The organism is Ruegeria sp. CDSB117 (genome assembly GCF_059611005.1).
The window spans coordinates 147,056-170,385 of sequence record NZ_JBXWOS010000004.1 but is presented as its reverse complement, the minus strand read 5'-3'; the positions used below and the strand labels follow the sequence as shown (position 1 = coordinate 170,385).

The following is a 23,330-nucleotide window of genomic DNA, read 5'->3' as shown; positions in this document are numbered from 1 at the left end:
CATAGGCTTTAGGACAGACAAGAAAGAGATTCCCATGACCAATGTGACCGACCAAGACCGCGTCTTGATCTTTGACACAACCCTGCGCGACGGCGAGCAAAGCCCCGGCGCAACCATGACCCATTCGGAAAAGCTGGAGATTGCCGAGCTGTTGGACGACATGGGCGTCGATATCATCGAGGCCGGGTTCCCCATCGCCTCCGAAGGTGATTTCAAGGCCGTGTCCGAAATTGCCGAACGGTCAAAGAACAGCCGCATCTGCGGTCTGGCCCGCGCCAATTTCGCCGATATCGACCGGTGTTGGGAAGCTGTGAAACATGCAGGTAAAAGCCGCATCCACACCTTCATCGGCACCTCGCCGCTGCACCGTGCCATCCCGAACCTGACACAGGACGAGATGGCCGACAAAATCCACGAAACCGTGAGCCATGCGCGCAATCTGTGCGAAAACGTGCAGTGGTCGCCTATGGATGCGACGCGGACCGAATGGGATTATCTGTGCCGCGTGATCGAGATTGCGATCAAGGCCGGTGCGACAACGATCAATATTCCTGACACGGTCGGCTACACGGCACCGATGGAGTCTGCTGACCTGATCAAACGTCTGATCGAAACGGTTCCGGGCGCGGATGAAGTGGTCTTCGCGACCCACTGCCACAACGACCTCGGCATGGCGACCGCGAACTCGCTGGCTGCTGTTGCGGGTGGTGCGCGTCAGATTGAATGTACCATCAACGGCCTTGGCGAACGCGCCGGTAACACCGCGCTGGAAGAGGTGGTGATGGCACTGCGCACACGCAATGACATCATGCCCTGGAACACAGGCATCGACACCACCAAGATCATGCATATCTCACGCCGGGTCGCGACGGTGTCGGGCTTCAACGTGCAGTTCAACAAAGCCATCGTCGGCAAGAACGCCTTCGCGCATGAAAGCGGTATCCACCAGGACGGCATGCTGAAGAACCGCGAAAACTTTGAAATCATGCGCCCCGAAGATATCGGTCTGTCCGGGACATCCTTGCCGCTGGGCAAACACTCGGGCCGCGCAGCGCTGCGTGATAAGCTGAACACGCTGGGTTATGAGGTTGGCGACAACCAGCTCAAGGACATATTCGTTCGGTTCAAGGAACTGGCCGACCGTAAGAAAGAAGTGTTCGACGACGATCTGATCGCGTTGATGACGCTGGATGATGACGACGGCGACGATCACCTGCAACTGGTTTCGATGAAGGTTACCTGCGGAACCGTCGGCAAGGCCGAAGCCACCATCGAGATGGAAGTAGGCGGCAAGGAAATCATCGCCACCGAACAAGGCGACGGCCCGGTCGACGCTGCCTTCCGCGCCATTCGAGTTGTGCATCCGAATACGGCGCATCTGCAGCTTTATCAGGTGCACGCCGTTACCGAAGGTACGGACGCGCAGGCCACGGTATCGGTGCGTCTGGAAGAGGATGGCATGATCGCAACCGGCCAATCCGCCAACACCGATACAGTCGTGGCCTCGGCCAAGGCGTATATCCACGCGCTGAATCGCCTGATCGTGCGCCGACAAAAGGCCGGTCCGGGCGCAGATAACCGGGAAATCAGCTACAAAGATCTCACTTGAACAAAAAGGGGGCGGACGATTGTCGACCGCCCCTTTTCTATTATCTCCAGCCGCATTACGGCCAATAGAACAAGGTCAGATCTGCTGGCTTTTCTGTCCCGATCAACGAGTAGTCATACACCGGCGTGTCGTTGAGATCGTTCAGCCCCGATACTGCATACCCTTCGGTTGGTATGTAGTTCGCGTCATAGTTCAGATCATAATCCCCGTTTTCGTCGTGAAACGCGATAACAGCAAAATACCCGCTGTCGAGGTCGTGAAAGTCGAAGCGGAGCGGGTCCTCGGACGCTGGTGCCTCAAGATAACCAGCAGCTTTGGTGTAATCCATGTTGTCGAAGGCTGTCGCCTGATCAAAGGCCATGACAATCACGTTGCCCTTGGTGCTGCGCGCACCATGAAGATTGACGGTCAGACCTTTGTCTTGCGAAGTCCCTGTGGTGGAAGCCGCTGCTTGGTCAATATCTGTGGTGAACCCCGAGGCGACCCAGGCGCCTCCGACAAACAGACCTGCCGTAACGATGGCCGCCACGATGCGTTGTGTGTTGCTTGGCATCTTTTGCGCTCCTACGCCTTACTTAGCGGGTTTACGCTGTTTCCGACCGTTCTTTGGCTGCCAGCCCGGAGGTCCTAAGAAAACACCCAGCTTATTGCCGAACCCCGGCATGTTCCGGACATCCTTGAACAGGCGGGCAAAGCCGTGAAGGAAGGCGACGAAGGGATTGATCGAGTCGATCGGTTTGACGAGGCCGTAGACCACCTCTTCCTTTTCGTCCTCGAACGTTCCGAACATACGGTCCCAGATGATCAGAATCCCGGCATAGTTCTTGTCCAGGTATTTCGGGTTTGATCCATGGTGAACGCGGTGATGCGACGGCGTGTTGAAGATGTATTCAATCGGGCGCCACAGCTTTTTGATAACTTCGGTATGCAGGGCCGTCTGATACAGTTGCACCAACAGTTCCGCGACCAGCACCATGAATGGGTTGAACCCCAACAGCACAAGCGGCAGGTGGAAAAACAACGGCCAAAAGCCATCCAACGGACCATGGCGATAAGCCACTGATATATTGAAGAAGGGAGAGCTATGGTGAACCGAATGCGTTGCCCAGAGGAAGTTGATCCGGTGCAGAATTCGGTGCTCCCAGTAATAGGCCAGGTCTGCAAGGATCAGCACAATGATGAACGAAGCCCATGTTGTTGTAATATTGAACACAGCAAATTGCGAGGCCCAGACATAGGCACCGATATAGAAACCAGCCAACAGAACAAAGCTGATACCGATGAAGAAAACGAGAGTGATGAAATTGGTGACGGTGTCACCCATCATCTGCCAGTTCAGTTTTTTTACGACTGCGTATCGGATCAATTCGAATGCCAGAAAGGCCATGGCGAAGACGAAGAACCAATCGTCAATCAAGGTTTCCCAGTAATTCAGATGAAAGTCACTGATATGGCGGCTTAGGAAGTCCATCGAAGCAATCCGATTCCCGTTTGTTGTCACGTGTGACAGTCTATTTACGAGATCATCACCAGAAATCAAGGTCCCGGCGTTGAAAAAACGGTTTTTCCTGAAAGCCCATTGCTGTCACAGCAGATTTTATACCTGCGAGGCCTACTTTAGGAAAATCACATGTGATCACTGATTGCTCATCCGCGCAGTTTGCCAAACAGGCCGTCCAGCGTTTTGGCGCACTCGTTCAGACCATAGGGCGCGTTCACAACGAACATTCCCGATCCAACCATACCATGCCCTTCGCGTGCGGCCGGAAAGTGGACCTCGTGGTGTAGAACCTTAGGGAAATCCCGTTTTGTCAAAGCGTCGCGCATGGCCTGATGCCGCCCATTGGCCAGTATCGGATACCATAACGCGATCACACCCACGTTCCATTTCCGATTCAGCGAAGCCACGATGCCGGGCAGCCTGTCATAGTCGGATTTGACCTCATAGCTTGGATCAATCAGCAATACACCGCGGCGCGGTGTTGGTGGCAGAAGGGACTGGGCCAGTTCAAAGCCATCCTGCTGATAGCTCCGGGCACCGGTCGTGATCATGGCGTCAGACAGCGCCCGGTATTCCTGCGGATGCAATTCAGCAAGATGCATCTTATCCTGCGGACGCAGCAGGTTCGCTGCGATCAAGGGCGACCCTGGATACGCCGTTTTGCCATACCGATCATGCACAGCGGCAATGGCGCTGCTCAGAGGATGATCCGTGTCAAACCAGCCTTCGGTCAACACACGTTCAATTCCCGCAGCTGCTTCACCGGTCTGAACGGCCTGATCCGAGTCCAACTGGTACAGCCCCCGCCCCGAATGGGTTTCGATGTAGCTGAGCGGTTTGTCCTTTTGAGTCAGATAGGCCAGCGTTTCTGCCAAAATTGCGTGCTTATGGACGTCCGCAAGGTTACCTGCGTGGTAAATGTGTTGATATGAGAGCATGTTGCCTTCTAAAGTCCCTGCAATTAAGGCGGAAAGGTGCTGATTGTCGCGGAATCAGCCCTTTTACCGGGCGAGTTGGCACCCTATAAGTCATCCGTCCCGGAACCGTCGAGTCGCGGGCAGTAGAAAACTGACATACAGGATCAGGGAAAAATATGGGGATCTTTGGCAATCTGGGCGGCCTGTTCACAGCGGACATGGCTATCGACCTTGGGACAGCGAACACGCTGGTTTATGTCAAGGGGCGCGGTGTTATCCTGTCTGAACCCTCTGTGGTGGCGTATCACGTCAAGGACGGCGTAAAAAAGGTTCTGGCCGTTGGTGAAGACGCCAAGCTGATGCTGGGCCGGACCCCCGGTTCGATCGAAGCCATCCGCCCGATGCGCGAAGGCGTGATTGCCGACTTTGATACTGCAGAGGAAATGATCAAGCACTTCATCCGCAAAGTGCACAAGCGTTCAACTTTTTCGAAGCCAAAAATTATCGTCTGCGTCCCCCACGGCGCGACACCTGTTGAAAAGCGCGCGATCCGGCAATCGGTTCTGTCCGCAGGCGCCCGCCGCGCCGGTCTGATTGCCGAACCTATTGCTGCCGCGATTGGAGCGGGCATGCCCATCACCGACCCGACCGGCAACATGGTTGTCGATATCGGCGGCGGCACCACCGAGGTTGCTGTTCTGTCGCTGGGTGACATCGTATATGCCCGCTCGGTCCGCGTTGGCGGTGACCGTATGGACGAGGCGATCATCTCGTACCTGCGCCGCCAGCAGAACCTGCTGGTCGGTGAATCCACGGCCGAGCGGATCAAGACCACCATCGGCACCGCGCGCATGCCCGATGACGGCCGCGGCCAGTCGATGCACATTCGCGGACGCGACTTGCTGAATGGTGTGCCCAAGGAAATTGAGATCAGCCAGGCCCAAGTGGCCGAGGCGCTGTCCGAACCCGTCCAGCAGATTTGCGAGGCGGTAATGACCGCACTGGAAACCACTCCGCCTGATCTGGCGGCGGATATCGTGGACCGGGGCGTGATGCTGACCGGCGGCGGTGCATTGTTGGGCGATCTGGACCTTGCCCTGCGCGAACAGACCGGCTTGGCCGTGTCGATTGCCGACGAAAGCCTGAATTGTGTGGCTTTGGGCACCGGCAAGGCGTTGGAATACGAAAAACAACTGCGCCACGCGATTGACTACGAAAGCTAAGGCGCGCACCCTTTACCACATAGGGTAAATTCGGCACGAGCAGCACGGGAAGGAGTCCTGTGGCGAAAGACCGATCACAGCGCGATGAATACACAACCCCCTTGCGCCGCCTGCTGCTGGGGATTGTTGTGTTGTGTCTGCTAGGCATCTTTCTGATCTGGCGGATCGACAGCCCGCGCGTGGAACGGTTTCGCGCACAGGTCGTGGACAGTGTTGTGCCGTCGATGGAATGGGCGATGGTTCCTGTCACCGCCGCCGTCAATCTGGTGCGCGATTTCCAAAGTTACCAACGGCTGAGTGATCAGAACCAGGAATTGCGCAGCGAATTGCGCATCATGCGCGCCTGGAAAGAGGCCGCGTTGCAGCTGGAGCAGGAAAATGCTCGGCTTCTGGACCTGAACAATGTGCGTCTTGATCCGCGCCTGACCTATATCACCGGGGTGGTCATGGCCGATAGCGGCTCGCCCTTCCGCCAGTCGGTCCTGCTGAACGTGGGTGAGAGAGACGGGATCAGGGACGGCTGGGCCACCATGGACGGGATTGGCGTCGTCGGGCGTATCTCGGGCGTTGGCCCCGACACCGCGCGTGTCATCCTGATGACGGATGCATCCAGCGCTATACCGGCCACAATTCAACCGTCTGGCCAAACCGCCCTGATCACCGGCGACAACACGCAATCCCCGTCAGTGGAGTTTCTGGAAAACCGCGAACTGGTACGTCCCGGCGACCGTGTTGTAACTTCGGGTGATGGCGGCGTGTTCCCCGGAGGGTTGCTGATCGGGCAGATCACCGAAGACCCAGGCGGGCGTTTGCGGGTGCGCCTCTCCGCAGATTTCGAACGACTGGAATTCCTTCGCGTTCTGCGCTTCCACTTGGCCCCGGTGATCTCGGATCCTGGCGGCATCGTGGGTCCACGGCAACCCGAGGCTGCCCTGACCCCACCGGAGGTCGGCGATGGATAGGCAAACCTCTCATCTTTGGCTCAAACGCTGTTTGTACGTGTTTCTGGCGTTACTGATTATGTTCCTGCATCTTCTGCCTTTGGATACACAGCCGGACCGGTGGCCGTTTCCGGACATGCTTATTGCTTTAACGTTCGCCTGGGTTCTTCGCCGACCGGAATACGTTCCCATTTTTCTGGTTGCTGCGGTGATGCTGATGGCCGATTTGCTGCTGCAACGACCTCCGGGCCTGCTGGCAGCACTTGTGGTTTTGGGATCGTCGTATCTGCGCTCGGCCGCGCCCGGAATGCGCGACGCCGGGTTTATGGCTGAATGGACAACGGCCGCTGTGGTGATCGCGGGAATTTTCATATTGAACCGTGTCATTCTTGCTATTCTATCGGTACAGCAAGCAGCTTTGGGTCCTGTGGTGATACAAGTGGTTCTGACAATTGCGGTTTATCCTCTCGTCGTACTTCTCAGCCAGAATGTGCTTGGCGTTCGGCGCGTGTCAGTGTCGGACCCCGGCACAAGAGGGGCCAGGGCATGAAACAACGCAATCCCAAAGCGCAAGGATTGGCCTATAAACGCCTGCCGCGCCGCGCGTTGATCCTGGGTGGGTTGCAGACTGCGTTTATCGGCGGCCTGGCAGCGCGAATGCGCTTTATGCAAGTGGATCAGGCTGACGAGTACCGTCTGCTGGCCGAAGAAAACCGGATCAACATTCGCCTGATCCCGCCAACGCGCGGGCGCATCTATGACCGCAACGGCCAGATCATCGGACAAAACACGCAGTCCTATCGTATTGTTATGGTCCGCGAAGATGCGGGCGACGTCGACAAAGTCATCGCCAAACTTTCAGAGCTTATCCCGCTGACTCAGGAAGAGATTAATCGCGCCAAGACCGAGATGCGCCGTTCTGCCCCGTTCCTGCCAGTCACACTGGCCGATCAGGTCACGTGGGAGGATATCTCCAAGGTCGCTGTCAATGCGCCCGCCCTGCCCGGCGTTACGCCTGAGGTGGGCATGGCGCGTCAGTATCCCCGCTACGAGGATTTCGCTCATGTCGTTGGTTACGTCGGGCCGGTCAGTGACTATGATCTCAGCCTGATCGAAGATCCCGAACCGGTGCTGCGTATCCCCCGGTTCCAGATCGGCAAGGTCGGTCTGGAGTCCAAACAGGAAATCAGCCTGCGCGGAAAAGCTGGCGCAAAACGTGTCGAGGTCAACGCCACAGGCCGCATCATGCGCGAGCTTGACCGGCAAGAAGGCGAGGCAGGGGCCGATCTGCAATTGTCCGTTGATGCGGACCTGCAGCAATACGCCCAGGCGCGCCTGGCCGGTGAAAGCGCGGCTGCCGTCGTCATCGACTGCGAAACCGGGGATATCCGGGCCATCAGTTCTGCCCCCAGTTTCGACCCGAACCTGTTCGTGCGCGGGATATCGGTCGCGGATTACCGGGCATTGACTGAAGACAACTACCGCCCCCTGGCCAACAAGACGGTTCAGGGCACCTACCCGCCGGGTTCGACCTTCAAGATGATCACTGCGCTCGCCGCACTTGAGGCCGGAGTTGTTGGCCCCGGCAACACCGTCTATTGCCCCGGCCACCTAAAGGTCGGTAGCCGCCGCTTCCACTGCTGGAAGCGCGGCGGGCATGGGACAGTGGATCTCAATTTGTCGCTAAAGCGCAGCTGCGACGTCTACTACTACGATGTCGCCGTGCGTACCGGCATCGACAAAATCTCTGAAATGGCGCGCAAATTCGGACTGGGCGTCAAGCACGATATCCCGATGTCAGCTGTCGCCGCGGGTTTGGCCCCCAATCAGGCATGGAAAGAGCGGGTCCACGGTGAAGGTTGGCTGGTGGGCGACACCGCGAATGCCTCGATCGGGCAAGGGTTCATGCTGGCCTCGCCCCTACAGCTTGCGGTCATGACGGCAAGGATCGCCACGGGCCGGGCCGTGACACCCCGTCTGGTGCGGTCCGTCAATGGCGTCGAGGAACCGTCAGGAGCAGGTGAGCCGCTGGACGTCAATCCGTACAACCTGAATCAGGTGCGCAAAGCGATGTTCTCGGTCTCGAACGATAGGGCAGGCACCGCCTATCGCAGCCGTATCATCAATGATGAATTCCGCATGGCCGGTAAAACCGGCACCAGCCAGGTACGCAACATCACCAAGGCCGAACGCGCGGCTGGCGTAATCCGCAACGAAGACCTGCCGTGGGAACGGCGCGACCACGCGCTGTTCGTCAGCTATGCGCCGTACGACAATCCGAAATACGCCGTGGCAGTGGTGGTGGAACACGGCGGTGGCGGATCCAAGGCAGCGGCCCCGGTCGCGCGGGATATCATGCTGCAGGCTCTGTACAACGGCACGCCACCGCTCGAGGCTTATCCGGTTGCAGATCGTGACCGCATCAAGGAACAACAAAAACGGCTTGAGGGCGACCGCCGCCCCAAAGCGCGACCTGATGAAAAGGACCGCGCATGAGCTATCTTGAGTACGCCGTCAAATCCACGCCAACGGGGTTTCGCAAGTTCCTCTACATGAACTGGCCGCTGACTTTGTTGCTGATCAGCGTCGCCAGCGCCGGATTCCTGATGCTGTATTCGGTCGCGGGCGGGTCCTGGATGCCCTGGGCCGAACCCCAGATTGAGCGGTTCGGACTGGGATTGACCGTTATGTTCATCATCGCGTTGGTACCGATCTGGTTCTGGCGCAACATGTCCGTTTTGGCCTATCTCGGCTCGATCGTTCTGCTGATATTTGTGGAACTCTTTGGCACCATCGGCATGGGTGCGCAGCGTTGGATCGACCTTGGTTTCATGAGGCTCCAGCCTTCCGAAGTCATGAAGATTGCGTTGGTCATGGTTCTGGCTGCCTACTACGATTGGTTGCCGTCTCATAAGACATCGCGACCGCTCTGGGTGCTTATACCGGTCATCCTGATCCTGATCCCTACGGCTATGGTCCTAAAACAACCCGATCTGGGCACCTCGATCCTGTTGTTGGCGGCGGGCGGGGGACTGATGTTCCTGGCTGGTGTGCACTGGGCTTATTTCGCCGCCGTTATCGCGGCGGTGGTCGGCCTAATTGCCACCGTGTTCAACAGCCGGGGCACCGAGTGGCAGTTGCTCAAGGATTACCAGTTCCGCCGAATAGATACCTTCCTTGATCCCTCCACCGATCCGCTGGGTGCAGGCTATCACATTACCCAGTCGAAAATCGCGCTGGGGTCAGGCGGCTGGAACGGGCGCGGGTTCATGCAAGGGACACAGTCGCGCCTGAACTTCCTGCCCGAAAAGCACACGGACTTCATCTTTACCACGCTGGCCGAGGAATTCGGGTTTGTCGGAGGCATCACTTTGCTGACCCTTTACGCCCTGATTATTATCTTTTGTATGGTCACGGCTTTGGCGACAAAGGACCGGTTCTCATCCCTGGTCACCTTGGGCGTTGCGCTCAACTTCTTCCTGTTCTTTGCGGTCAATATGTCCATGGTCATGGGCCTTGCGCCGGTTGTGGGCGTACCCCTGCCGATGGTCAGCTACGGCGGGTCCGCCATGCTGGTTCTGATGGCTGCCTTCGGCATTGTTCAAAGCGCGCATATTCACCGCCCCCGCTGAATTGAAAGGCCCATCATGCCCGTAAACGTCCTGTTTTCCGCGCGCCCAGAACAATGGCCCGTGTATGAACCTCTACTTACAAAAGGGCTGTCGCAGGCCAATCTGGACTTCCGTCTGGCAACTGAGTTTGAGCCTGATCAGGTCGACTACGTCGTTTATGCACCAACAAGCGGGCTGCTGGATTTTTCACCCTACACACGATTGAAGGCGGTTCTGAGCCTTTGGGCAGGAGTTGAGAAAATTGCGGGCAATGAAACGCTGACCGTTCCGCTGGCGCGAATGGTTGACCACGGGCTAAAGCACGGCATGACGGAATGGGTCGTCGGTCAGGTGCTGCGCTATCATCTGGGCATGGACCGCTATATCACGGTGCAGGACGGTGTCTGGACACCTGACGCCCCGCCGCTCGCCAGCGAGCGGAATGTGTGTGTGCTGGGCCTTGGTGCATTAGGAGAAGCCGCCGCAACGGCGCTGGCCGCGCTGAATTTCAAAGTCACGGGTTGGAGCAGAACCGCAAAGGACATCCCCGGCGTGACCTGCCTGCACGGCACTGACGGCTTGCGTACCGCCTTATCTAGTGCCGAGATCGTGGTTCTATTGTTGCCCGACACCCCGGCGACGGTGAATGCACTGAATGCGGACACTCTGGCCGTTCTGCCCAAGGGCGCGCGGATCATCAACCCCGGGCGCGGACCATTGATCGACGACGATGCACTGCTGGCCGCGTTGGATTCGGGGCACATTAGCCACGCCACGCTAGACGTGTTTCGCGTGGAACCCCTGCCGTCAGAGCACCCCTACTGGGCACATCCCAACGTGACGGTCACGCCGCATATCGCGTCGGAAACCCGCCCGGCGACCGCAGCTCAGGTGATCTGTGAGAACATTATCCGAGGCGAGGAAGGAAAGCCCTTCCTGCACCTCGTTGACCGCCATCTGGGCTACTGATCCGGTCAGGCCGCAACTAGCCCACGGCCTTTCAACAGCGCTTCGACCCCTGGCAAACGTCCGCGGAACGCAAGATACAGGTCTTCGGCTTCGCGGGACCCGCCTGTGGATAAAATATTGTCCTCAAGGGCCTTTGCCCGTTCCGCATCAAAGGCTCCGCCAGCTTCTTCGAATGCAGCAAATGCGTCTGCATCCATGACCTCGGACCACATGTAGCTGTAGTAGCCAGAACTATAGCCGTCGCCCGCGAAGACATGCGCAAAATGCGGTGTCGCATGGCGCATACCAATGGCTTTTGGCATTCCGATACCGGCCAGTACCTCGGCCTGTTTTGCCATCGGGTCAGATGGTGCTGCGCCATCATGGAACGCGAGATCAACCAGTGCCGAGGCCACGTATTCCACGGTCTGGAACCCTTGATCGAAATTCGCCGCCTTCAATACCTTGTCCAGCATGTCTTGAGGCATCGGCTCACCGGTTTCAGCATGGGTCGCAAATTCCGCCAGGACCTCGGGTACCTCCAGCCAGTGTTCATAGAGCTGACTGGGAAGCTCTACGAAATCACGTGCAACGCTGGTGCCCGAGATGCTTTCGTAGGTCACGTTGGACAACATCTGATGTAAGGCATGGCCAAACTCGTGGAATAGCGTGCGCGCATCGTCATACGACAGCAGCGCGGGGTCACCTTTGGCAAAATTGCAGACGTTGATCACGATTGGGGCCTGTTCCTTGGGGAACTTTGCCTGACCCCGCATGGCGCTGCACCATGCGCCCGAGCGCTTGGACCCACGCGCAAAGTAATCGCCAATGAAAACCGCAATATGCTGCCCGTCGCGCGTCACCTCCCAAGCCCGGCAATCGGGGTGATAAAGCGGCACGTCCAGCGGGGTGAACTCTAGCCCGAATAGCCTGTTGGCACAGGCAAAGGCAGCCTCGATCATGCGATCAAGCTGCAGGTAAGGTTTCAGCGCTGCCTCATCCAAATCATGTTCGGCCTTGCGGCGTTTTTCGGCGTAGTAGCGCCAGTCCCAAGCCTCGAGCGGGTCATTCACGCCATCCTCCTGCATCATGGTGGTCAGGATTTCTGCATCCGCGTCCGCCCGCTTTTTTGCCGGTTCCCAAACCTGCATCAGCAGATCGCGAACGCGATCCGGCGTTCGGGCCATTTCAGTTTCCAGCTTGTAGTCGGCGAAACCGGCATATCCCAATAGCTTGGCACGTTCTTCTCGCAAGTTCAGGATCTCGGCCGCAATCTCGCGGTTGTCCGTTTCACCGCCATTGGCTCCGCGTGCTGTCCAGGCGCGGTACGCTTTCTCTCGCAGATCGCGGCGGGGTGAGAATTGCAAAAACGGAACGATCAGCGACCGGGATAGAGTGACGACAGGTCCATCAGCCCCCTTCTCATCCCCAGCGGCCCGCGCCGTATCCACAACGAATTCCGGTAACCCTTCCAAATCATCTTCGGACATGTCCATTGACCATTCCCGTTCGTCCGCCAGAAGATTTTGGGTGAACGAAGTCCCCAGCGAGGCTAGGCGCGACTTGATCTCCTGCATGCGGGTGTCATCGTCGCCATCCAATGCGGCACCTGCACGCACGAAACCACGATGGGTCAGCATCAGAACACGGGCCTGTTCGTCGGTCAGGTCCAGTCGATCCTTGCGCGCCCACAGATCCGCCACCCGCTGGAACAGAGCTTTGTTAGACGAAATCCCCGAAAAGTGCGCCGAGAGTTTGGGCGAAAACGCGCGTTGCAGCTCTTCCCGTGCCGGGTTGCTGTCGGCACCCGCAACGGTGAAAAAGACAGACAGCACCTTGTCCATCTGCTCTCCGGCCGCTTCAAGTGCCTCGATTGTATTGGCAAAACTGGCCGGTTCGGGGTTGTTTGCAATCGCGTCGATCTGCGCGTTATGGGTAGCCATCGCCTCGTCCAATGCAGGAGCGAAATCGTCATCCGAAATCCGGGCGAATGGCGCGATTTCAAATGGAGTGGTCCAGGCGGACAGGATCGGGTTAGTCATGCGGATCTCCTTTGCTGGTCAAGCTAGGGAGGCGGGGTGGAATGGTCCAGAGGCCGTGCCTGCAATACATCGAAATTCTACTGCAATGCTGGCGCGACGATTGCCCTACGCGTCTTCTGCTCGGCAGATGGGGCAATCTGAGCGTCGGGTCAGTGTGATCTTGCGGCTTTCGCCATAAAGCGCGTCATAGATCAGCATTTCGGCGCGCAGCGCCTGCCCGGCGCCCGTGATTACTTTGATCGCCTCAACCGCCATCATCGAGCCCACCACGCCGGGCAACGGGCCAATGACACCGGCCTCGGCACAAGATGGGGCCAAGCCAGGAGCCGGGGCCTCGGGGAAGATACACTGATAACACGGGGCACCGTTGGCCGGGTCAAAGACGCTCAGTTGGCCTTCCCATTGTGACAGAGCACCCGAAATCAGCGGTTTACCCAGCGCCACCGCAGTGCGATTGGCCAAATAGCGTGTGTCGAAATTGTCGGTCCCGTCGAGGATCAGGTCAAAATCGTCGAACAGGTCCGCCGCGATTTCATCGGTCAGGCGGCGATGGTAAGGCAGGACAACGACGTTTGGGTTCTGGGCCTGCATGGCCTGCTGGGCCGAGAAAACTTTAGGCATCCCGATATCGGCGTCGCGATGGATCACCTGCCGCTGCAGATTGGCGTTTTCAACAATATCGTCGTCGATCACACCGATGGTGCCCACCCCAGCCGCCGCAAGATACTGCAATGCAGGCGCACCAAGACCGCCCGCGCCGATCACCAGCACACGGGCCTGTTTCATCTTTTTCTGCCCCGGCCCGCCCAGTTCGCGCAGGACGATGTGGCGGGCATACCGCTCCAACTCAGTCTCAGAGAACTTGTCAGACTGCATCGCGGTTTCCTCGGCTGGCTGTGGCGCGGCACGGTTGCGCAGCGTTTTGAGCACCTTGCCATAGCTCAATACCAAAACCGCTGCGCCCCCCAGGATCAACCACAATGCCGCAGACCCGCCGGTTGCCTCGCGCAGCGGATGCCCACCCGGCAACGTCAGTTGGATAACAAGTACTCCGATCAGCAAAACGCTGACCGACACGGAGCGAGCAGTTCGGGACACCCCCGCTACGTACCCAATGCCCCACAGAGCACCGGCAAGGATCAGAACCAGAAGCATCAACCGCGTCCAGTCGAGCCAAAACCGCCTGCGCCGCGATCTGTGTCGCTGAGCACCTCAACGGGTTCAAACGCAGCCTGCACGACTGGGGCGACGACCAGTTGCGCGATGCGTTCACCATGCGCAATCTCAAAACTTTCCTGACCGGCGTTCAGCAGAATCACCCCCAGCGGGCCGCGATAGTCACTGTCGATCGTGCCGGGCGTATTAGGCAGGGTAATCCCGTGTTTCAGCGCAAGGCCAGACCGGGGTCGAACCTGCACCTCGTACCCGTTTGGGATCTCGATCCGTAACCCCGTGGGGACCAAGGCGCGTTGTCCCGGCGCCAGCGTGATAGGCGCGCCATCGGGCAGGTTTGCCCGGACGTCCGCCCCCGCCGCTCCGGTCGTTTCATAAGACGGCAAAGCGATGGCCGGATCAGCCCCGTCTTCGCGGATCACACGAATTGCTACCATCACTGCACCTCTTGTTCAGCTTGCCAAAGCGTCGGCGATCTTTTGCGCCAGACGTTGCGCCACGGCATCCTTGCCCATACGCGGCCATTCTTCAGCCCCATCGTCCGAGATCAGGGTAACCGCGTTTTCCGAGCCCCCCATGATGCCGGTCGCCGGGCTGACATCATTGGCGACGATCCAATCACAACCTTTTCGCGCACGTTTTGCGGTCGCGTGTTCAAGCACGTTGTCAGTTTCTGCGGCAAAGCCAACTACCAACGTCGGCCGCCCCGCATCCAGCCTAGACACGCGTTTGAGGATGTCCGGGTTCTCAGCAAACTCAAGCACCGGAAGACCATCGCGGCTTTTCTTAAGCTTCTTGTCCGAAGCAGCCGCCATGCGCCAATCCGCAACCGCAGCAGCAAACACACCCGCATCTACCGGCAGTGCAGCGTCGACCGCGTCAGACATCTGCTGCGCGGTTTCCACGCGGATCACCTGCACACCTTCGGGCGGCGAAACATCGGCAGGGCCGGTAACAAAAACCACATCAGCGCCCAGCGCAGACAACGCCCGTGCCACCGCGGTGCCCTGCGCGCCTGAGGACCGGTTGGCGATGTAGCGCACAGGGTCGATCGGTTCATGTGTCGGGCCGGAGGTGATCAGAATACGCTTGCCCTTTAGCGGACCGTTGCCAAGTTGCGCCTCGACCGCGGCCACAATCTCAAGAGGCTCCGACATTCGACCTGGGCCGTACTCTCCACAAGCCATGTCACCCTCATTGGGTCCGACAAACCGGATGCCATCTGCCTGCAATTGCTTGAGGTTGCGCTGTGTTGACGGGTGATCCCACATGCGAACGTTCATCGCCGGAGCGCACAAAACCGGGGTATCTGTCGCCATCAGCAGCGTCGAGGCCAGATCGTTGGCCAGCCCAGCCGCCATCTTTCCCATCATGTCCGCCGTTGCCGGTGCGACCACGATAAGGTCGGCGGACCTCGACAGCTGAATATGGCCCATCTCGGCCTCATCCGTCAGGTCGAACAGATCGCGATAAACCTTCTCTCCAGCCAGCGCCGAGACCGACAGCGGGGTTACGAACTCTTCTGCCGCGCCTGTTAGAACCGGTGTTACCGAAGCACCACGTTCTTTAAGCCGCCGGATCAGATCCAGCGACTTATAGGCCGCGATTCCAGCGCCGATGATTAGAAGAATGCGTTTCGATGCCAGCATATTGTGCCCTTCCCGTCCCGGTCGGCCCGACATTAGGCAAGGCCAACGGACAGTTCCAGCGGTTAATTCTGTGTCTCAAACGCCAGACAAGGGTCTTCACGTTCGATGCCGGGGCTGTCGATCACAGCGTCGAACTCACCGTCGATGACGCCATCCTCGGACTGACCCAGTACAAAAACTTTCAAACCGGGGCGTAGTCGGGACAGAAAGGTTGGAATCCCTCTGTCCTTACGGGCATGACCATTGCCGGTGATCACTGCAACAGGTCCGCCCGTATCATCCGACGCGCGCAATATGGCCCTTGTCAGAACCGCATCCCGCAACCGTTGGATTGCGACCAGTTGCGGCAGCGCAGTCTCTGGTATTGCGTTGCAATGGGCAGCGAGTTGATCAGCCTCACGCTCGGCCTGCTCATCCTTCGGCAGTGGCACCGTCAATCCATAACGGGCAGCATCAGCACCCAGAGCCGTGGCGGCGCCACGTTCCATTGCCGCGCGGGCCGCCGCACGCGGAACCATGGCGCCGTAAACCGGCGCGTCTGAGGCCTGAAAGACCGGGTAGTACATGCTAAGCGGCGGCCAACCGGATTCGAGCCACTTCAGAATTCTGGCAAGCTCTTCCGGATCGGAAATGGCCTTGTCCGCCAATCTCTGAGCACTTTCTTCAGTCACCATTTCCCAGACAACCGCCGAGGGATTGATGGCCTTCAACGCCTCGGCCTGAATGATGTGGTGCTGCGTGTTGTCGTGAATTTCGCCTAATATGACGACGTCCGCAGACGTCATCGCAGACACAACGTCGTCGGGTATCAACTCATAGGCATGGCCAGAGTTGGCCATAACCACCAGTACACAAAGCAGAATCGCAAGATGTTTCATGCGATGAAGTGTTGCACCTCACGCGATTGGGCTTCAAGGTTCTTGCGCATTTTCACAAAAGCCGCAGCCTCAAGCTGACGCACGCGCTCCTTGGACAAACTCAGTTCCTGACCAAGACTTTCCAGCGTTCGGGCGGGTTCGCGCAACTTGCGTTCGCGGACAATGAACCTCTCGCGATCATTCAAAGCCTGCATTGCCGTCACCAGCCATTCACGCAACTGCTGGGTATCGTGACTGTTTTCGACCGCCTCCGCGGCTTGTTCGCGCTCATCTTCCAGCGCATCGATCCATTCCCGGCCGTCTTCATCTGCCGATTGAACGGCATTCAACGAGAAATCAGAGCCTGACAGGCGGCCTTCCATCATTTCAACGTCCCGCAGCGGCACGCCTATTTCGGCGGCGATCATCTGATGCAGCTGATGCCGGTCCAGATCCATGCCATCGGTTGCGGCCTCACGCTCTAGTCGGGCTTGCACACGTCGCATGTTGAAAAACAGTGATTTTTGCGAAGATGTGGATCCGGTCCGAACCATGGACCAGTTGCGCATCACATAGTCCTGAATGCTCGCCTTGATCCACCAGACCGCGTAGGTCGAAAACCGCACCCCCCGATCGGGATCAAACTTGTCGGCGGCCTTCATCAAGCCCAGACCTGCCTCTTGGATCAGGTCATTCATCGGCGCGCCATAGCGTTTGAACTTGGCCGCCATTGAAATAGCCAGGCGCATATAGGCTGTGATCAACCGGTGAAGGGCCTGTTCATCGCGGTCATCCCGCCACGCATATGCCAACTTCAATTCTGTTTCCGCATCCAGAAGTTCAGCTTTCATTGCCCTCCGGGACATCGAGAAGTCGTTCGCATTGTCCAGTGCCATTGAAATCTCCCCTTTTCACAGGCGCGGGCCGGGGTTGCTTTGCCGACCTATGAACGATACGCAAAACAAAACCGGGTGGATCACATGGAAGGTAATTATCGTGAGTCCGGATTTAACCTTTGTGTTGGGCGGCGCGGCCTCGGGCAAGTCGGCTTTTGCCGAACATCTTGTTGTTTCATCAGGAAAAAAGAGAGTTTACCTGGCGACATCACAAGTGTTTGATGATGAGATGCGAGGTAAGGTTCAGCGCCATATTTCCCAACGGGGCGAAGGCTGGAAGACGATCGAGGCACCGCTTGACCTTGGCCCGACATTGGCAGATTTGTCCCCGAACTCTGTTTGTCTGATCGACTGCGCCACCATGTGGCTGACCAATCACTTGCTTGCAGAAAACGATCTGGAGCAGGCGCAAAGCGCGCTCTTGCAGTCCCTACGCTTGTGTTCCTCACAGGTCGTCATCGTCTCGAACGAGGTTGGACACGGGATCGTCCCGGACAATGCGCTATCCCGTCGGTTCCGCGAGGCGCAGGGGCGGCTGAACATCGCGTTGGCCGCCGAGGCCGATCTGGTGGTGCAGGTAACGGCCGGATTGCCAATTGTAGTGAAGGGACAACTGGATTGACACGTCTGCATCTTGTGCGTCATGGCCCAACTCATGCCAAAACGATGGTCGGTTGGTCCGACCTTCCCGCCGATCTGAGCGATCGCGCAGCCGTTGCCCGCTTGCATGATCACCTACCCGCCAAGGCACTTGTTGTTTCCTCTGATCTGAGCCGGGCCGCAGATACCGCCTCAGCTATACAGGGCAGCCGCCAGCGATTACCGCATCGATCCGCGCTGCGCGAAATCAATTTCGGCACGTGGGAACTGCGTGCTTTCAAAGAGATCGAGGCCGAAGAGCCCGAGCTTGCATTCGCATATTGGGATAACCCCGGCGACGTACGCCCCCCCAACGGGGAAAGCTGGAACGAGGTTCGCGGACGCGTCAACGCAGCCGTAGACGAACTAATCGCGCGCCACAGCGGGTTCGATATTGTGGTCGTGGCGCATTTTGGCGTGATCCTGACACAGGTCCAAAGGGCGCTGGACGTCGACGCGCAAGAGGCTTTTAGCCATCGCATCGACAACCTTTCGGTTACCGAAATCACGCACAACGGAAAACACTGGTCCGTTGGGCGGATCAATCATCTTCCGTGATGCAACCGCGCACAAATCACCGATTTACTGAACGGGTCTGCCACGCCATCCTTGCCGTATGACTTATGAATTGTTTATCGGAGACCGCCTGTTTTCCAGCTGGTCAATGCGCGGGTGGCTGATGCTTGAGACATTCGGTCTGCCCTATCGATCCCACATGATCGGCCTCTATTCCGGCACTATGGCCGAGGAATTGAAGCCCCTCGCCCCGGCCCGCCTTGTCCCGGCTCTGCGGTTGCCCGACGGCACCGTGGTTGGGGAAAGCCTGGCGATGGCGGAAACCCTTGCCGAGTTTCATCCCGAAGCGGGGCTTTGGCCCAAAGATCCCGCCGCGCGCGCCACCGCGCGATGGCTTTGCGCGGAAATGGTAGCTGGATTTGGCGCATTGCGCGGGCAGTGTCCGATGCAACTCAAACAGTGTTGGCAAGGGTTCGTTCCTTCGTCAGAGACGCGCACCGATCTGGCAAGGATCGAGACCTTGTGGGCTCATGCCCGTGATGTGTCAGGCGCAAATACCGGTCCTTTGTTCGGTCGCTATTCGCTGGCTGACGTGTTCTACACACCAGTCGCAGCGCGGATCATCGGCTACGGCTTGCCCGTGTCTAATGCCAGTCGCGAATACTGTCTTGAGTTGCTGTCAGATGGACCCGTCCGCCAATGGCGTGCGATGGGACTGACGGTCGAATACGACCCGTTTCCCTACCCAATGGATCTGCAATCAAAACCTTGGCCAATCGGCGGCACGTCGCAGGCAAAGGCGGTGAATGGCACGACGTCAATCAATGACACCTGCCCCTATTCCGGCAAAGCCGTTACTGCAGTTCTTGAACTCGACGGCCAACGCTGGGGGTTCTGTAATTCGTTCTGCCGTGACAAAACTGTCGCTGATCCCGGAGCCTGGCCGAAATTCACCGAAATGACCCGCGTTGTTAACGATTCTTAAACCGCGACCGTGGCAGCAACGACCTGTTAACCAAAAAGGTCATTCATGGTTGCCCGCGCCCATACTGTTGCTTTTCAAGGGGTTGATGCCCGCCCGGTCGAGGTGCAATGCGCCGTCTCGCCGGGATTGCCCGCCTTTTCCATCGTAGGATTGCCCGACAAAGCTGTGTCCGAAGCACGGGACCGCGTCCGCAGCGCGTTAAGTTCCATGGCCATCGCATTGCCGTCGAAACGTATCACGATCAACCTGTCACCCGCTGACCTGCCCAAAGAAGGCAGCCATTTCGACCTTCCTATCGCGGTCGCGCTGCTATCTGCGTTAGAGATCATTCCTCGGGACGCCGCCGAAGGGTCGGTGTCGCTGGGCGAACTGTCTCTGGACGGCTCTCTGGTACCTGTTGTTGGCGCCTTGCCTGCCGCAATGACCGCTGCAGCAGAGGACCGCGCTTTGCTTTGCCCGCGCGCGTCAAGCGCCGAGGCTGCTTGGGTCGATGCGACGCAGGTCATCGGGGCTGGGTCTCTTGGGGACGTGGTGCGGCATTTCTCGGGCCAGGCCCCTCTGCCCGCCGCGCAACCCGGCGAAGTTACGCTTGAGCCCAGCGCGAGGGATCTGCGCGACGTCAAAGGGCAAGAGCGCGCCAAACGCGCCTTGGAAATCGCCGCAGCCGGGCGACATCATCTGATCATGACCGGCACGCCCGGATCAGGGAAATCTATGCTGGCTGCTAGGCTGCCCGGAATTTTGCCGCCGCTCACGCCAGCAGAGGCATTGGAAACCTCAATGATCCAATCTCTGTGCGGGCTCTTGGACGAAGGCGGAATCAGTCGCAGCCGCCCGTTTCGCGAACCTCATCACACGGCGTCCATGGCTGCGATCGTTGGTGGCGGCAGGGGGGCAAAGCCGGGCGAGATTTCGCTGGCCCACAACGGCGTCCTGTTCATGGACGAGTTCCCGGAATTTCCGCGCACGGTTCTGGAGACACTACGCCAGCCTATTGAAACTGGAGAGGTCATAGTCGCGCGTGCAAATGCCCATGTGAAATACCCCTGCCGGTTCATGTTGGTCGCGGCGGCCAACCCTTGCAAATGCGGGTACCTGACCGATCCCGGGCGCGCTTGTTCCCGCGCACCTGTTTGCGGAGAGGATTATCTGAGCCGAATCTCCGGACCGCTGATGGACCGGTTTGATTTGCGGATTGAGGTTCCTCCGGTCGGCTTCACTGATCTGAACTTGCCGCCCTCGGGTGACAGTTCCGCCACCGTAGCCGCGCGCGTCGAAAACGCCCGGTCCATTCAGGCAGAGCGGTTTCGCGATGCACCGTCCACCCGTCAAAACTCCGATGTCGAAGGTAAGTTGCTGGATGAAATTGCTGCCCCGGATGCTGAAGGCAAAGACCTGTTGCTGAAGGCAGCTGAGCGATTTGGCTTGTCCGCCCGCGCCTTTCACCGAATCCTGCGTGTGGCGCGTACCATCGCTGATCTGGACGGGGCACCGGATGTCCGGCGCCCTCATATCGCCGAGGCGCTAAGCTTTCGTATCAGCGCCAAGGCCGCATCTTAAAACTTCGCTTCAATCGCTTGCCAAATCTTCTCGGCGACGTTCACGCCGTTGAATCGTTCGAGTTCCTGAATGCCGGTCGGCGAGGTCACGTTGATTTCCGTCAGGTAGTCACCGATCACATCAATTCCGACGAAAACCTGACCTTTTTCTTTCAGCAATGGACCAATTGCGGCACAAATTTCCAAATCGCGCTCAGACAGGCCGATTTTCTCAGGGCGACCGCCAACATGCATATTCGAACGCGTTTCGCCCGCGGCCGGTACGCGGTTGATCGCACCGACTGCGTCACCATCGACCAGAATCACACGCTTATCGCCATTGCTGACATCCGGCAGGAATTTCTGAACAATCAAAGGCTCTCGCGAGAACCCGGTGAACAGCTCATGCAATGAAGTCAGGTTGCGATCATTCGCATCCAGTCGGAAAACTCCTGCACCACCGTTTCCATAAAGCGGTTTGAGGATGACGTCGTCGTGCTTTTCCTTGAACGTCTTGATGGTCTGCAGGTCGCGCGCAATTGTTGTCGGCGGGGTCAATTCCGGGAAATCCAGAACCAGCAGTTTCTCGGGGTAGTTCCGTACCCAGAACGGATCATTCACAACCAACACCTGGCCCTTAAGACGGTCCAGCAGGTGGGTCGATGTGATGTAATGCATGTCAAACGGCGGGTCCTGACGCAGCCAGATCACGTCGAACTCTGCCAGGTCCACTTCATGTTCCGGGCCAAGTTCAGCCGGATTGCCTGCCACGCGCTGAACTTTCATGTCCTGACCGCGCGCGGTGATCCGCCCCTCTTGATATGCCAGTTGATCCGGGCTGTAGAAAAACAGCGAGTGTCCGCGCGCCTGCGCCTCTTCGGCCAGACGGAATGAGCTGTCGGCATTGATATCCACGGCCCCGATCGGGTCCATCTGAAAGGCGATTTTCATGGCGTGTCCCTCAGTTTCACGCCAGATACATGGCCCAGCCACGTCACGGGTTCAATGGGGATCAGGTTAAACCGAAGGCGTTTTCGATAATTTGAACGGCGCCCGAGGCATCCACCAAAGCCGCGTCAAACCGCACATTGGTCAATTGCCCGTCTGGTTCGGTTTCCAGGAATTGGGCCGCAGATGCGCAGATGCGATCCATCTGGCGGCGATTGATCCGGGCGGCGGCTGCATCGAAACTGATGCTTTTCTTAACCTCGACAAAGACAACCCCGCGAGCGTCGCGCGCAATAAGATCGATCTCCCCACCGGCGCCGCGCCAGCGGCGATTTAGGATGGAATAGCCGCGTTGTTCATAATTTGATGCAACCTGCTGCTCCGCAGCCTGCCCGGCATGAAAAGACACCGAACTTCGAACGGATCGTGCGGCCATGTCATCCCTTTCCCAATTTCAGAGCCTTCTGATAGATCGGGCGGCGCGGCAGCTTGTACATCTCTGATACCAGATCGGCCGCGTCGCGAACCGAATGGGTTTCCAAGGCTCGTTTCAACGCCTCTTCTACGTCAGATTCGTTAACAGTATCCGAATGTCCGCGGTCCACGAGCAGAACAATTTCACCTTTGACTGTCTGCCCTTGCAGGTCGGCCGCCAGTTCTTCCAACGTCCCGCGACGAACTTCTTCGAATTTCTTCGTCAGCTCGCGGCACATTGCGGCCTGACGGTCATTGCCCAGCACGGTTGCAAGATCCGACAAGCACGCCGCCACGCGTTTCGGAGATTCGTAAAACACCAATGTGCCCGGCACGTCTCGCAATGCCTCGATCCGCGACCGGCGCGCGCCGGTCGCGTTCGGCAAAAAGCCCGCAAAAAAGAACGCATCTGTCGGCAGCCCGGCCAGTGTCAGCGCCATCAGCGCCGCTGACGGTCCCGGTGCACAGGTCACCGTATGACCGGCCTCGGCAGCCTCCTTCCCCAAATCGTATCCCGGATCGGCAATCAGCGGCATTCCGGCCTCAGATGCATAAGCGACAGACTTCCCGTCCTGCAATGCATCAAGGATTTTCCCGCGCGCGCCTGCGCCGCTGTGATCGTGATAGGCTAGGATTCGCCGCCCATCCAGCGGTACGCCGTGAATCTCCATCAACCGGCGCAAGCTGCGCGTGTCTTCGGCGGCAATGACGTCAGCCGAGGCCAGCACATCCAGCGCTCTGAGCGTGATGTCGCGCGCCGCACCGATCGGAGTGGCAACAAAATACAGGCCCGCGCCCAATCTTACTTTTTGAAAATTCAAAGCTGGACCCTCACAGCGTGACGTTTATTATCGCGGCATAAC

23 protein-coding genes are annotated in these 23,330 nt (G+C 58.3%); 11 read left to right on the top strand and 12 right to left on the bottom strand.

Features of this window, described 5'->3' with window-relative positions; all coding sequences use genetic code 11:
- Nucleotides 1-34 precede the first annotated feature (34 nt).
- Nucleotides 35-1,609, top strand: coding sequence for a 2-isopropylmalate synthase (locus AC2FJC_RS07180; protein WP_496738951.1), 1,575 nt, complete (start codon nucleotides 35-37; stop codon nucleotides 1,607-1,609).
- A gap of 55 nt (nucleotides 1,610-1,664) precedes the next feature.
- Here AC2FJC_RS07180 and AC2FJC_RS07175 read toward each other — a convergent pair whose 3' ends face one another.
- The 3 genes from AC2FJC_RS07175 to AC2FJC_RS07165 form a co-directional block, all read right to left on the bottom strand.
- Nucleotides 1,665-2,162, bottom strand: coding sequence for a DUF2141 domain-containing protein (locus tag AC2FJC_RS07175; protein ID WP_496725878.1), 498 nt, complete (start codon nucleotides 2,160-2,162; stop codon nucleotides 1,665-1,667).
- 18 nt (nucleotides 2,163-2,180) lie between these two features.
- On the bottom strand, nucleotides 2,181-3,080 hold the full coding sequence (locus AC2FJC_RS07170) for a sterol desaturase family protein (RefSeq protein WP_496738950.1): 900 nt from the start codon (nucleotides 3,078-3,080) through the stop codon (nucleotides 2,181-2,183).
- Between the two features lie 176 nt (nucleotides 3,081-3,256).
- The gene (locus AC2FJC_RS07165) at nucleotides 3,257-4,048 is read right to left on the bottom strand and encodes a 23S rRNA (adenine(2030)-N(6))-methyltransferase RlmJ (protein ID WP_496738949.1); all 792 of its coding nucleotides are present in this window, start codon (nucleotides 4,046-4,048) and stop codon (nucleotides 3,257-3,259) included.
- Between the two features lie 155 nt (nucleotides 4,049-4,203).
- Here AC2FJC_RS07165 and AC2FJC_RS07160 point away from each other — a divergent pair, with 155 nt between their 5' ends.
- The 6 genes from AC2FJC_RS07160 to AC2FJC_RS07135 are packed head-to-tail and all read left to right on the top strand — an operon-like array spanning nucleotide 4,204 to nucleotide 10,771.
- The gene (locus tag AC2FJC_RS07160) at nucleotides 4,204-5,250 is read left to right on the top strand and encodes a rod shape-determining protein (RefSeq protein WP_039523195.1); all 1,047 of its coding nucleotides are present in this window, start codon (nucleotides 4,204-4,206) and stop codon (nucleotides 5,248-5,250) included.
- A gap of 59 nt (nucleotides 5,251-5,309) precedes the next feature.
- The gene (gene mreC / locus AC2FJC_RS07155) at nucleotides 5,310-6,212 is read left to right on the top strand and encodes a rod shape-determining protein MreC (protein ID WP_108860807.1); all 903 of its coding nucleotides are present in this window, start codon (nucleotides 5,310-5,312) and stop codon (nucleotides 6,210-6,212) included.
- Nucleotides 6,205-6,741 carry a rod shape-determining protein MreD gene (locus tag AC2FJC_RS07150; RefSeq protein WP_282120150.1) on the top strand — a complete coding sequence of 179 codons (537 nt, stop codon included), beginning with the start codon at nucleotides 6,205-6,207 and terminating at the stop codon, nucleotides 6,739-6,741. Before mreC ends, AC2FJC_RS07150 begins: the two co-directional genes overlap by 8 nt.
- The gene (mrdA, locus tag AC2FJC_RS07145; RefSeq protein ID WP_496698828.1) at nucleotides 6,738-8,687 is read left to right on the top strand and encodes a penicillin-binding protein 2; all 1,950 of its coding nucleotides are present in this window, start codon (nucleotides 6,738-6,740) and stop codon (nucleotides 8,685-8,687) included. Before AC2FJC_RS07150 ends, mrdA begins: the two co-directional genes overlap by 4 nt.
- Nucleotides 8,684-9,823, top strand: coding sequence for a rod shape-determining protein RodA (gene rodA / locus AC2FJC_RS07140; protein WP_058273483.1), 1,140 nt, complete (start codon nucleotides 8,684-8,686; stop codon nucleotides 9,821-9,823). Before mrdA ends, rodA begins: the two co-directional genes overlap by 4 nt.
- 15 nt (nucleotides 9,824-9,838) lie before the next feature.
- Complete coding sequence (locus tag AC2FJC_RS07135) at nucleotides 9,839-10,771, top strand: 2-hydroxyacid dehydrogenase (protein ID WP_496738948.1); 933 nt, start codon at nucleotides 9,839-9,841, stop codon at nucleotides 10,769-10,771.
- Between the two features lie 5 nt (nucleotides 10,772-10,776).
- Here the strand turns inward: AC2FJC_RS07135 and AC2FJC_RS07130 are convergent, their stop codons facing one another.
- From AC2FJC_RS07130 to AC2FJC_RS07105, 6 genes are all read right to left on the bottom strand, one after another.
- Nucleotides 10,777-12,792 (bottom strand): M3 family metallopeptidase, encoded by a 2,016-nt coding sequence (locus AC2FJC_RS07130; RefSeq protein ID WP_496738947.1) that lies wholly within the window; start codon nucleotides 12,790-12,792, stop codon nucleotides 10,777-10,779.
- A gap of 105 nt (nucleotides 12,793-12,897) precedes the next feature.
- Complete coding sequence (locus AC2FJC_RS07125) at nucleotides 12,898-13,947, bottom strand: HesA/MoeB/ThiF family protein (RefSeq protein WP_496738946.1); 1,050 nt, start codon at nucleotides 13,945-13,947, stop codon at nucleotides 12,898-12,900.
- Nucleotides 13,947-14,402 (bottom strand): dUTP diphosphatase, encoded by a 456-nt coding sequence (gene dut / locus AC2FJC_RS07120; RefSeq protein ID WP_496725870.1) that lies wholly within the window; start codon nucleotides 14,400-14,402, stop codon nucleotides 13,947-13,949. Before dut ends, AC2FJC_RS07125 begins: the two co-directional genes overlap by 1 nt.
- Nucleotides 14,403-14,417: 15 nt before the next feature.
- A complete protein-coding gene (coaBC, locus tag AC2FJC_RS07115) occupies nucleotides 14,418-15,614 on the bottom strand; it encodes a bifunctional phosphopantothenoylcysteine decarboxylase/phosphopantothenate--cysteine ligase CoaBC (protein ID WP_496738945.1) in 1,197 nt (398 codons plus the stop codon).
- 62 nt (nucleotides 15,615-15,676) lie between these two features.
- On the bottom strand, nucleotides 15,677-16,492 hold the full coding sequence (locus tag AC2FJC_RS07110; protein WP_496738944.1) for a ChaN family lipoprotein: 816 nt from the start codon (nucleotides 16,490-16,492) through the stop codon (nucleotides 15,677-15,679).
- Nucleotides 16,489-17,367, bottom strand: a complete 879-nt coding sequence (locus AC2FJC_RS07105) for an RNA polymerase factor sigma-32 (RefSeq protein WP_496738943.1) — start codon at nucleotides 17,365-17,367, stop codon at nucleotides 16,489-16,491. The genes AC2FJC_RS07110 and AC2FJC_RS07105 overlap by 4 nt, the downstream gene beginning before the upstream one ends.
- Before the next feature lie 100 nt (nucleotides 17,368-17,467).
- Here AC2FJC_RS07105 and cobU point away from each other — a divergent pair, with 100 nt between their 5' ends.
- Genes cobU through AC2FJC_RS07085 form a run of 4 tightly spaced genes read left to right on the top strand, consistent with a single transcriptional unit; the run spans nucleotide 17,468 to nucleotide 21,067 of the window.
- Complete coding sequence (cobU, locus tag AC2FJC_RS07100; protein WP_496738942.1) at nucleotides 17,468-17,989, top strand: bifunctional adenosylcobinamide kinase/adenosylcobinamide-phosphate guanylyltransferase; 522 nt, start codon at nucleotides 17,468-17,470, stop codon at nucleotides 17,987-17,989.
- The gene (locus AC2FJC_RS07095; protein WP_496738941.1) at nucleotides 17,986-18,564 is read left to right on the top strand and encodes a histidine phosphatase family protein; all 579 of its coding nucleotides are present in this window, start codon (nucleotides 17,986-17,988) and stop codon (nucleotides 18,562-18,564) included. Before cobU ends, AC2FJC_RS07095 begins: the two co-directional genes overlap by 4 nt.
- Before the next feature lie 58 nt (nucleotides 18,565-18,622).
- The gene (locus tag AC2FJC_RS07090) at nucleotides 18,623-19,507 is read left to right on the top strand and encodes a glutathione S-transferase N-terminal domain-containing protein (RefSeq protein ID WP_496738940.1); all 885 of its coding nucleotides are present in this window, start codon (nucleotides 18,623-18,625) and stop codon (nucleotides 19,505-19,507) included.
- A 45-nt stretch (nucleotides 19,508-19,552) separates the two neighbouring features.
- Nucleotides 19,553-21,067 (top strand): YifB family Mg chelatase-like AAA ATPase, encoded by a 1,515-nt coding sequence (locus tag AC2FJC_RS07085; protein ID WP_496738939.1) that lies wholly within the window; start codon nucleotides 19,553-19,555, stop codon nucleotides 21,065-21,067.
- Here the strand turns inward: AC2FJC_RS07085 and gshB are convergent.
- The 3 genes from gshB to rsmI all read right to left on the bottom strand — a co-directional run bounded on the left by gshB (nucleotide 21,064) and on the right by rsmI (nucleotide 23,288).
- Complete coding sequence (gene gshB / locus AC2FJC_RS07080; protein ID WP_496738938.1) at nucleotides 21,064-21,996, bottom strand: glutathione synthase; 933 nt, start codon at nucleotides 21,994-21,996, stop codon at nucleotides 21,064-21,066. The genes AC2FJC_RS07085 and gshB overlap by 4 nt on opposite strands.
- 61 nt (nucleotides 21,997-22,057) lie before the next feature.
- Nucleotides 22,058-22,429: a YraN family protein gene (locus AC2FJC_RS07075; protein WP_496725862.1), complete on the bottom strand. Its 372-nt coding sequence runs from the start codon at nucleotides 22,427-22,429 to the stop codon at nucleotides 22,058-22,060.
- Nucleotide 22,430: 1 nt separating this feature from the next.
- Nucleotides 22,431-23,288, bottom strand: a complete 858-nt coding sequence (gene rsmI, locus AC2FJC_RS07070) for a 16S rRNA (cytidine(1402)-2'-O)-methyltransferase (RefSeq protein WP_496738937.1) — start codon at nucleotides 23,286-23,288, stop codon at nucleotides 22,431-22,433.
- Nucleotides 23,289-23,330 lie beyond the last annotated feature (42 nt).

Bases quoted from the DNA above. Each gene is read 5' to 3' on its own strand.
- AC2FJC_RS07180 (WP_496738951.1), top strand. From the start codon at position 35: ATGACCAATGTGACCGACCAAGACCGCGTCTTGATCTTTGACACAACC.
- AC2FJC_RS07175 (WP_496725878.1), bottom strand. From the start codon at position 2,162: ATGCCAAGCAACACACAACGCATCGTGGCGGCCATCGTTACGGCAGGT.
- AC2FJC_RS07170 (WP_496738950.1), bottom strand. From the start codon at position 3,080: ATGGACTTCCTAAGCCGCCATATCAGTGACTTTCATCTGAATTACTGG.
- AC2FJC_RS07165 (WP_496738949.1), bottom strand. From the start codon at position 4,048: ATGCTCTCATATCAACACATTTACCACGCAGGTAACCTTGCGGACGTC.
- AC2FJC_RS07160 (WP_039523195.1), top strand. From the start codon at position 4,204: ATGGGGATCTTTGGCAATCTGGGCGGCCTGTTCACAGCGGACATGGCT.
- AC2FJC_RS07150 (WP_282120150.1), top strand. From the start codon at position 6,205: ATGGATAGGCAAACCTCTCATCTTTGGCTCAAACGCTGTTTGTACGTG.
- mrdA (WP_496698828.1), top strand. From the start codon at position 6,738: ATGAAACAACGCAATCCCAAAGCGCAAGGATTGGCCTATAAACGCCTG.
- rodA (WP_058273483.1), top strand. From the start codon at position 8,684: ATGAGCTATCTTGAGTACGCCGTCAAATCCACGCCAACGGGGTTTCGC.
- AC2FJC_RS07135 (WP_496738948.1), top strand. From the start codon at position 9,839: ATGCCCGTAAACGTCCTGTTTTCCGCGCGCCCAGAACAATGGCCCGTG.
- AC2FJC_RS07130 (WP_496738947.1), bottom strand. From the start codon at position 12,792: ATGACTAACCCGATCCTGTCCGCCTGGACCACTCCATTTGAAATCGCG.
- AC2FJC_RS07125 (WP_496738946.1), bottom strand. From the start codon at position 13,947: ATGCTTCTGGTTCTGATCCTTGCCGGTGCTCTGTGGGGCATTGGGTAC.
- dut (WP_496725870.1), bottom strand. From the start codon at position 14,402: ATGGTAGCAATTCGTGTGATCCGCGAAGACGGGGCTGATCCGGCCATC.
- coaBC (WP_496738945.1), bottom strand. From the start codon at position 15,614: ATGCTGGCATCGAAACGCATTCTTCTAATCATCGGCGCTGGAATCGCG.
- AC2FJC_RS07110 (WP_496738944.1), bottom strand. From the start codon at position 16,492: ATGAAACATCTTGCGATTCTGCTTTGTGTACTGGTGGTTATGGCCAAC.
- AC2FJC_RS07105 (WP_496738943.1), bottom strand. From the start codon at position 17,367: ATGGCACTGGACAATGCGAACGACTTCTCGATGTCCCGGAGGGCAATG.
- AC2FJC_RS07090 (WP_496738940.1), top strand. From the start codon at position 18,623: ATGACTTATGAATTGTTTATCGGAGACCGCCTGTTTTCCAGCTGGTCA.
- AC2FJC_RS07085 (WP_496738939.1), top strand. From the start codon at position 19,553: ATGGTTGCCCGCGCCCATACTGTTGCTTTTCAAGGGGTTGATGCCCGC.
- gshB (WP_496738938.1), bottom strand. From the start codon at position 21,996: ATGAAAATCGCCTTTCAGATGGACCCGATCGGGGCCGTGGATATCAAT.
- AC2FJC_RS07075 (WP_496725862.1), bottom strand. From the start codon at position 22,429: ATGGCCGCACGATCCGTTCGAAGTTCGGTGTCTTTTCATGCCGGGCAG.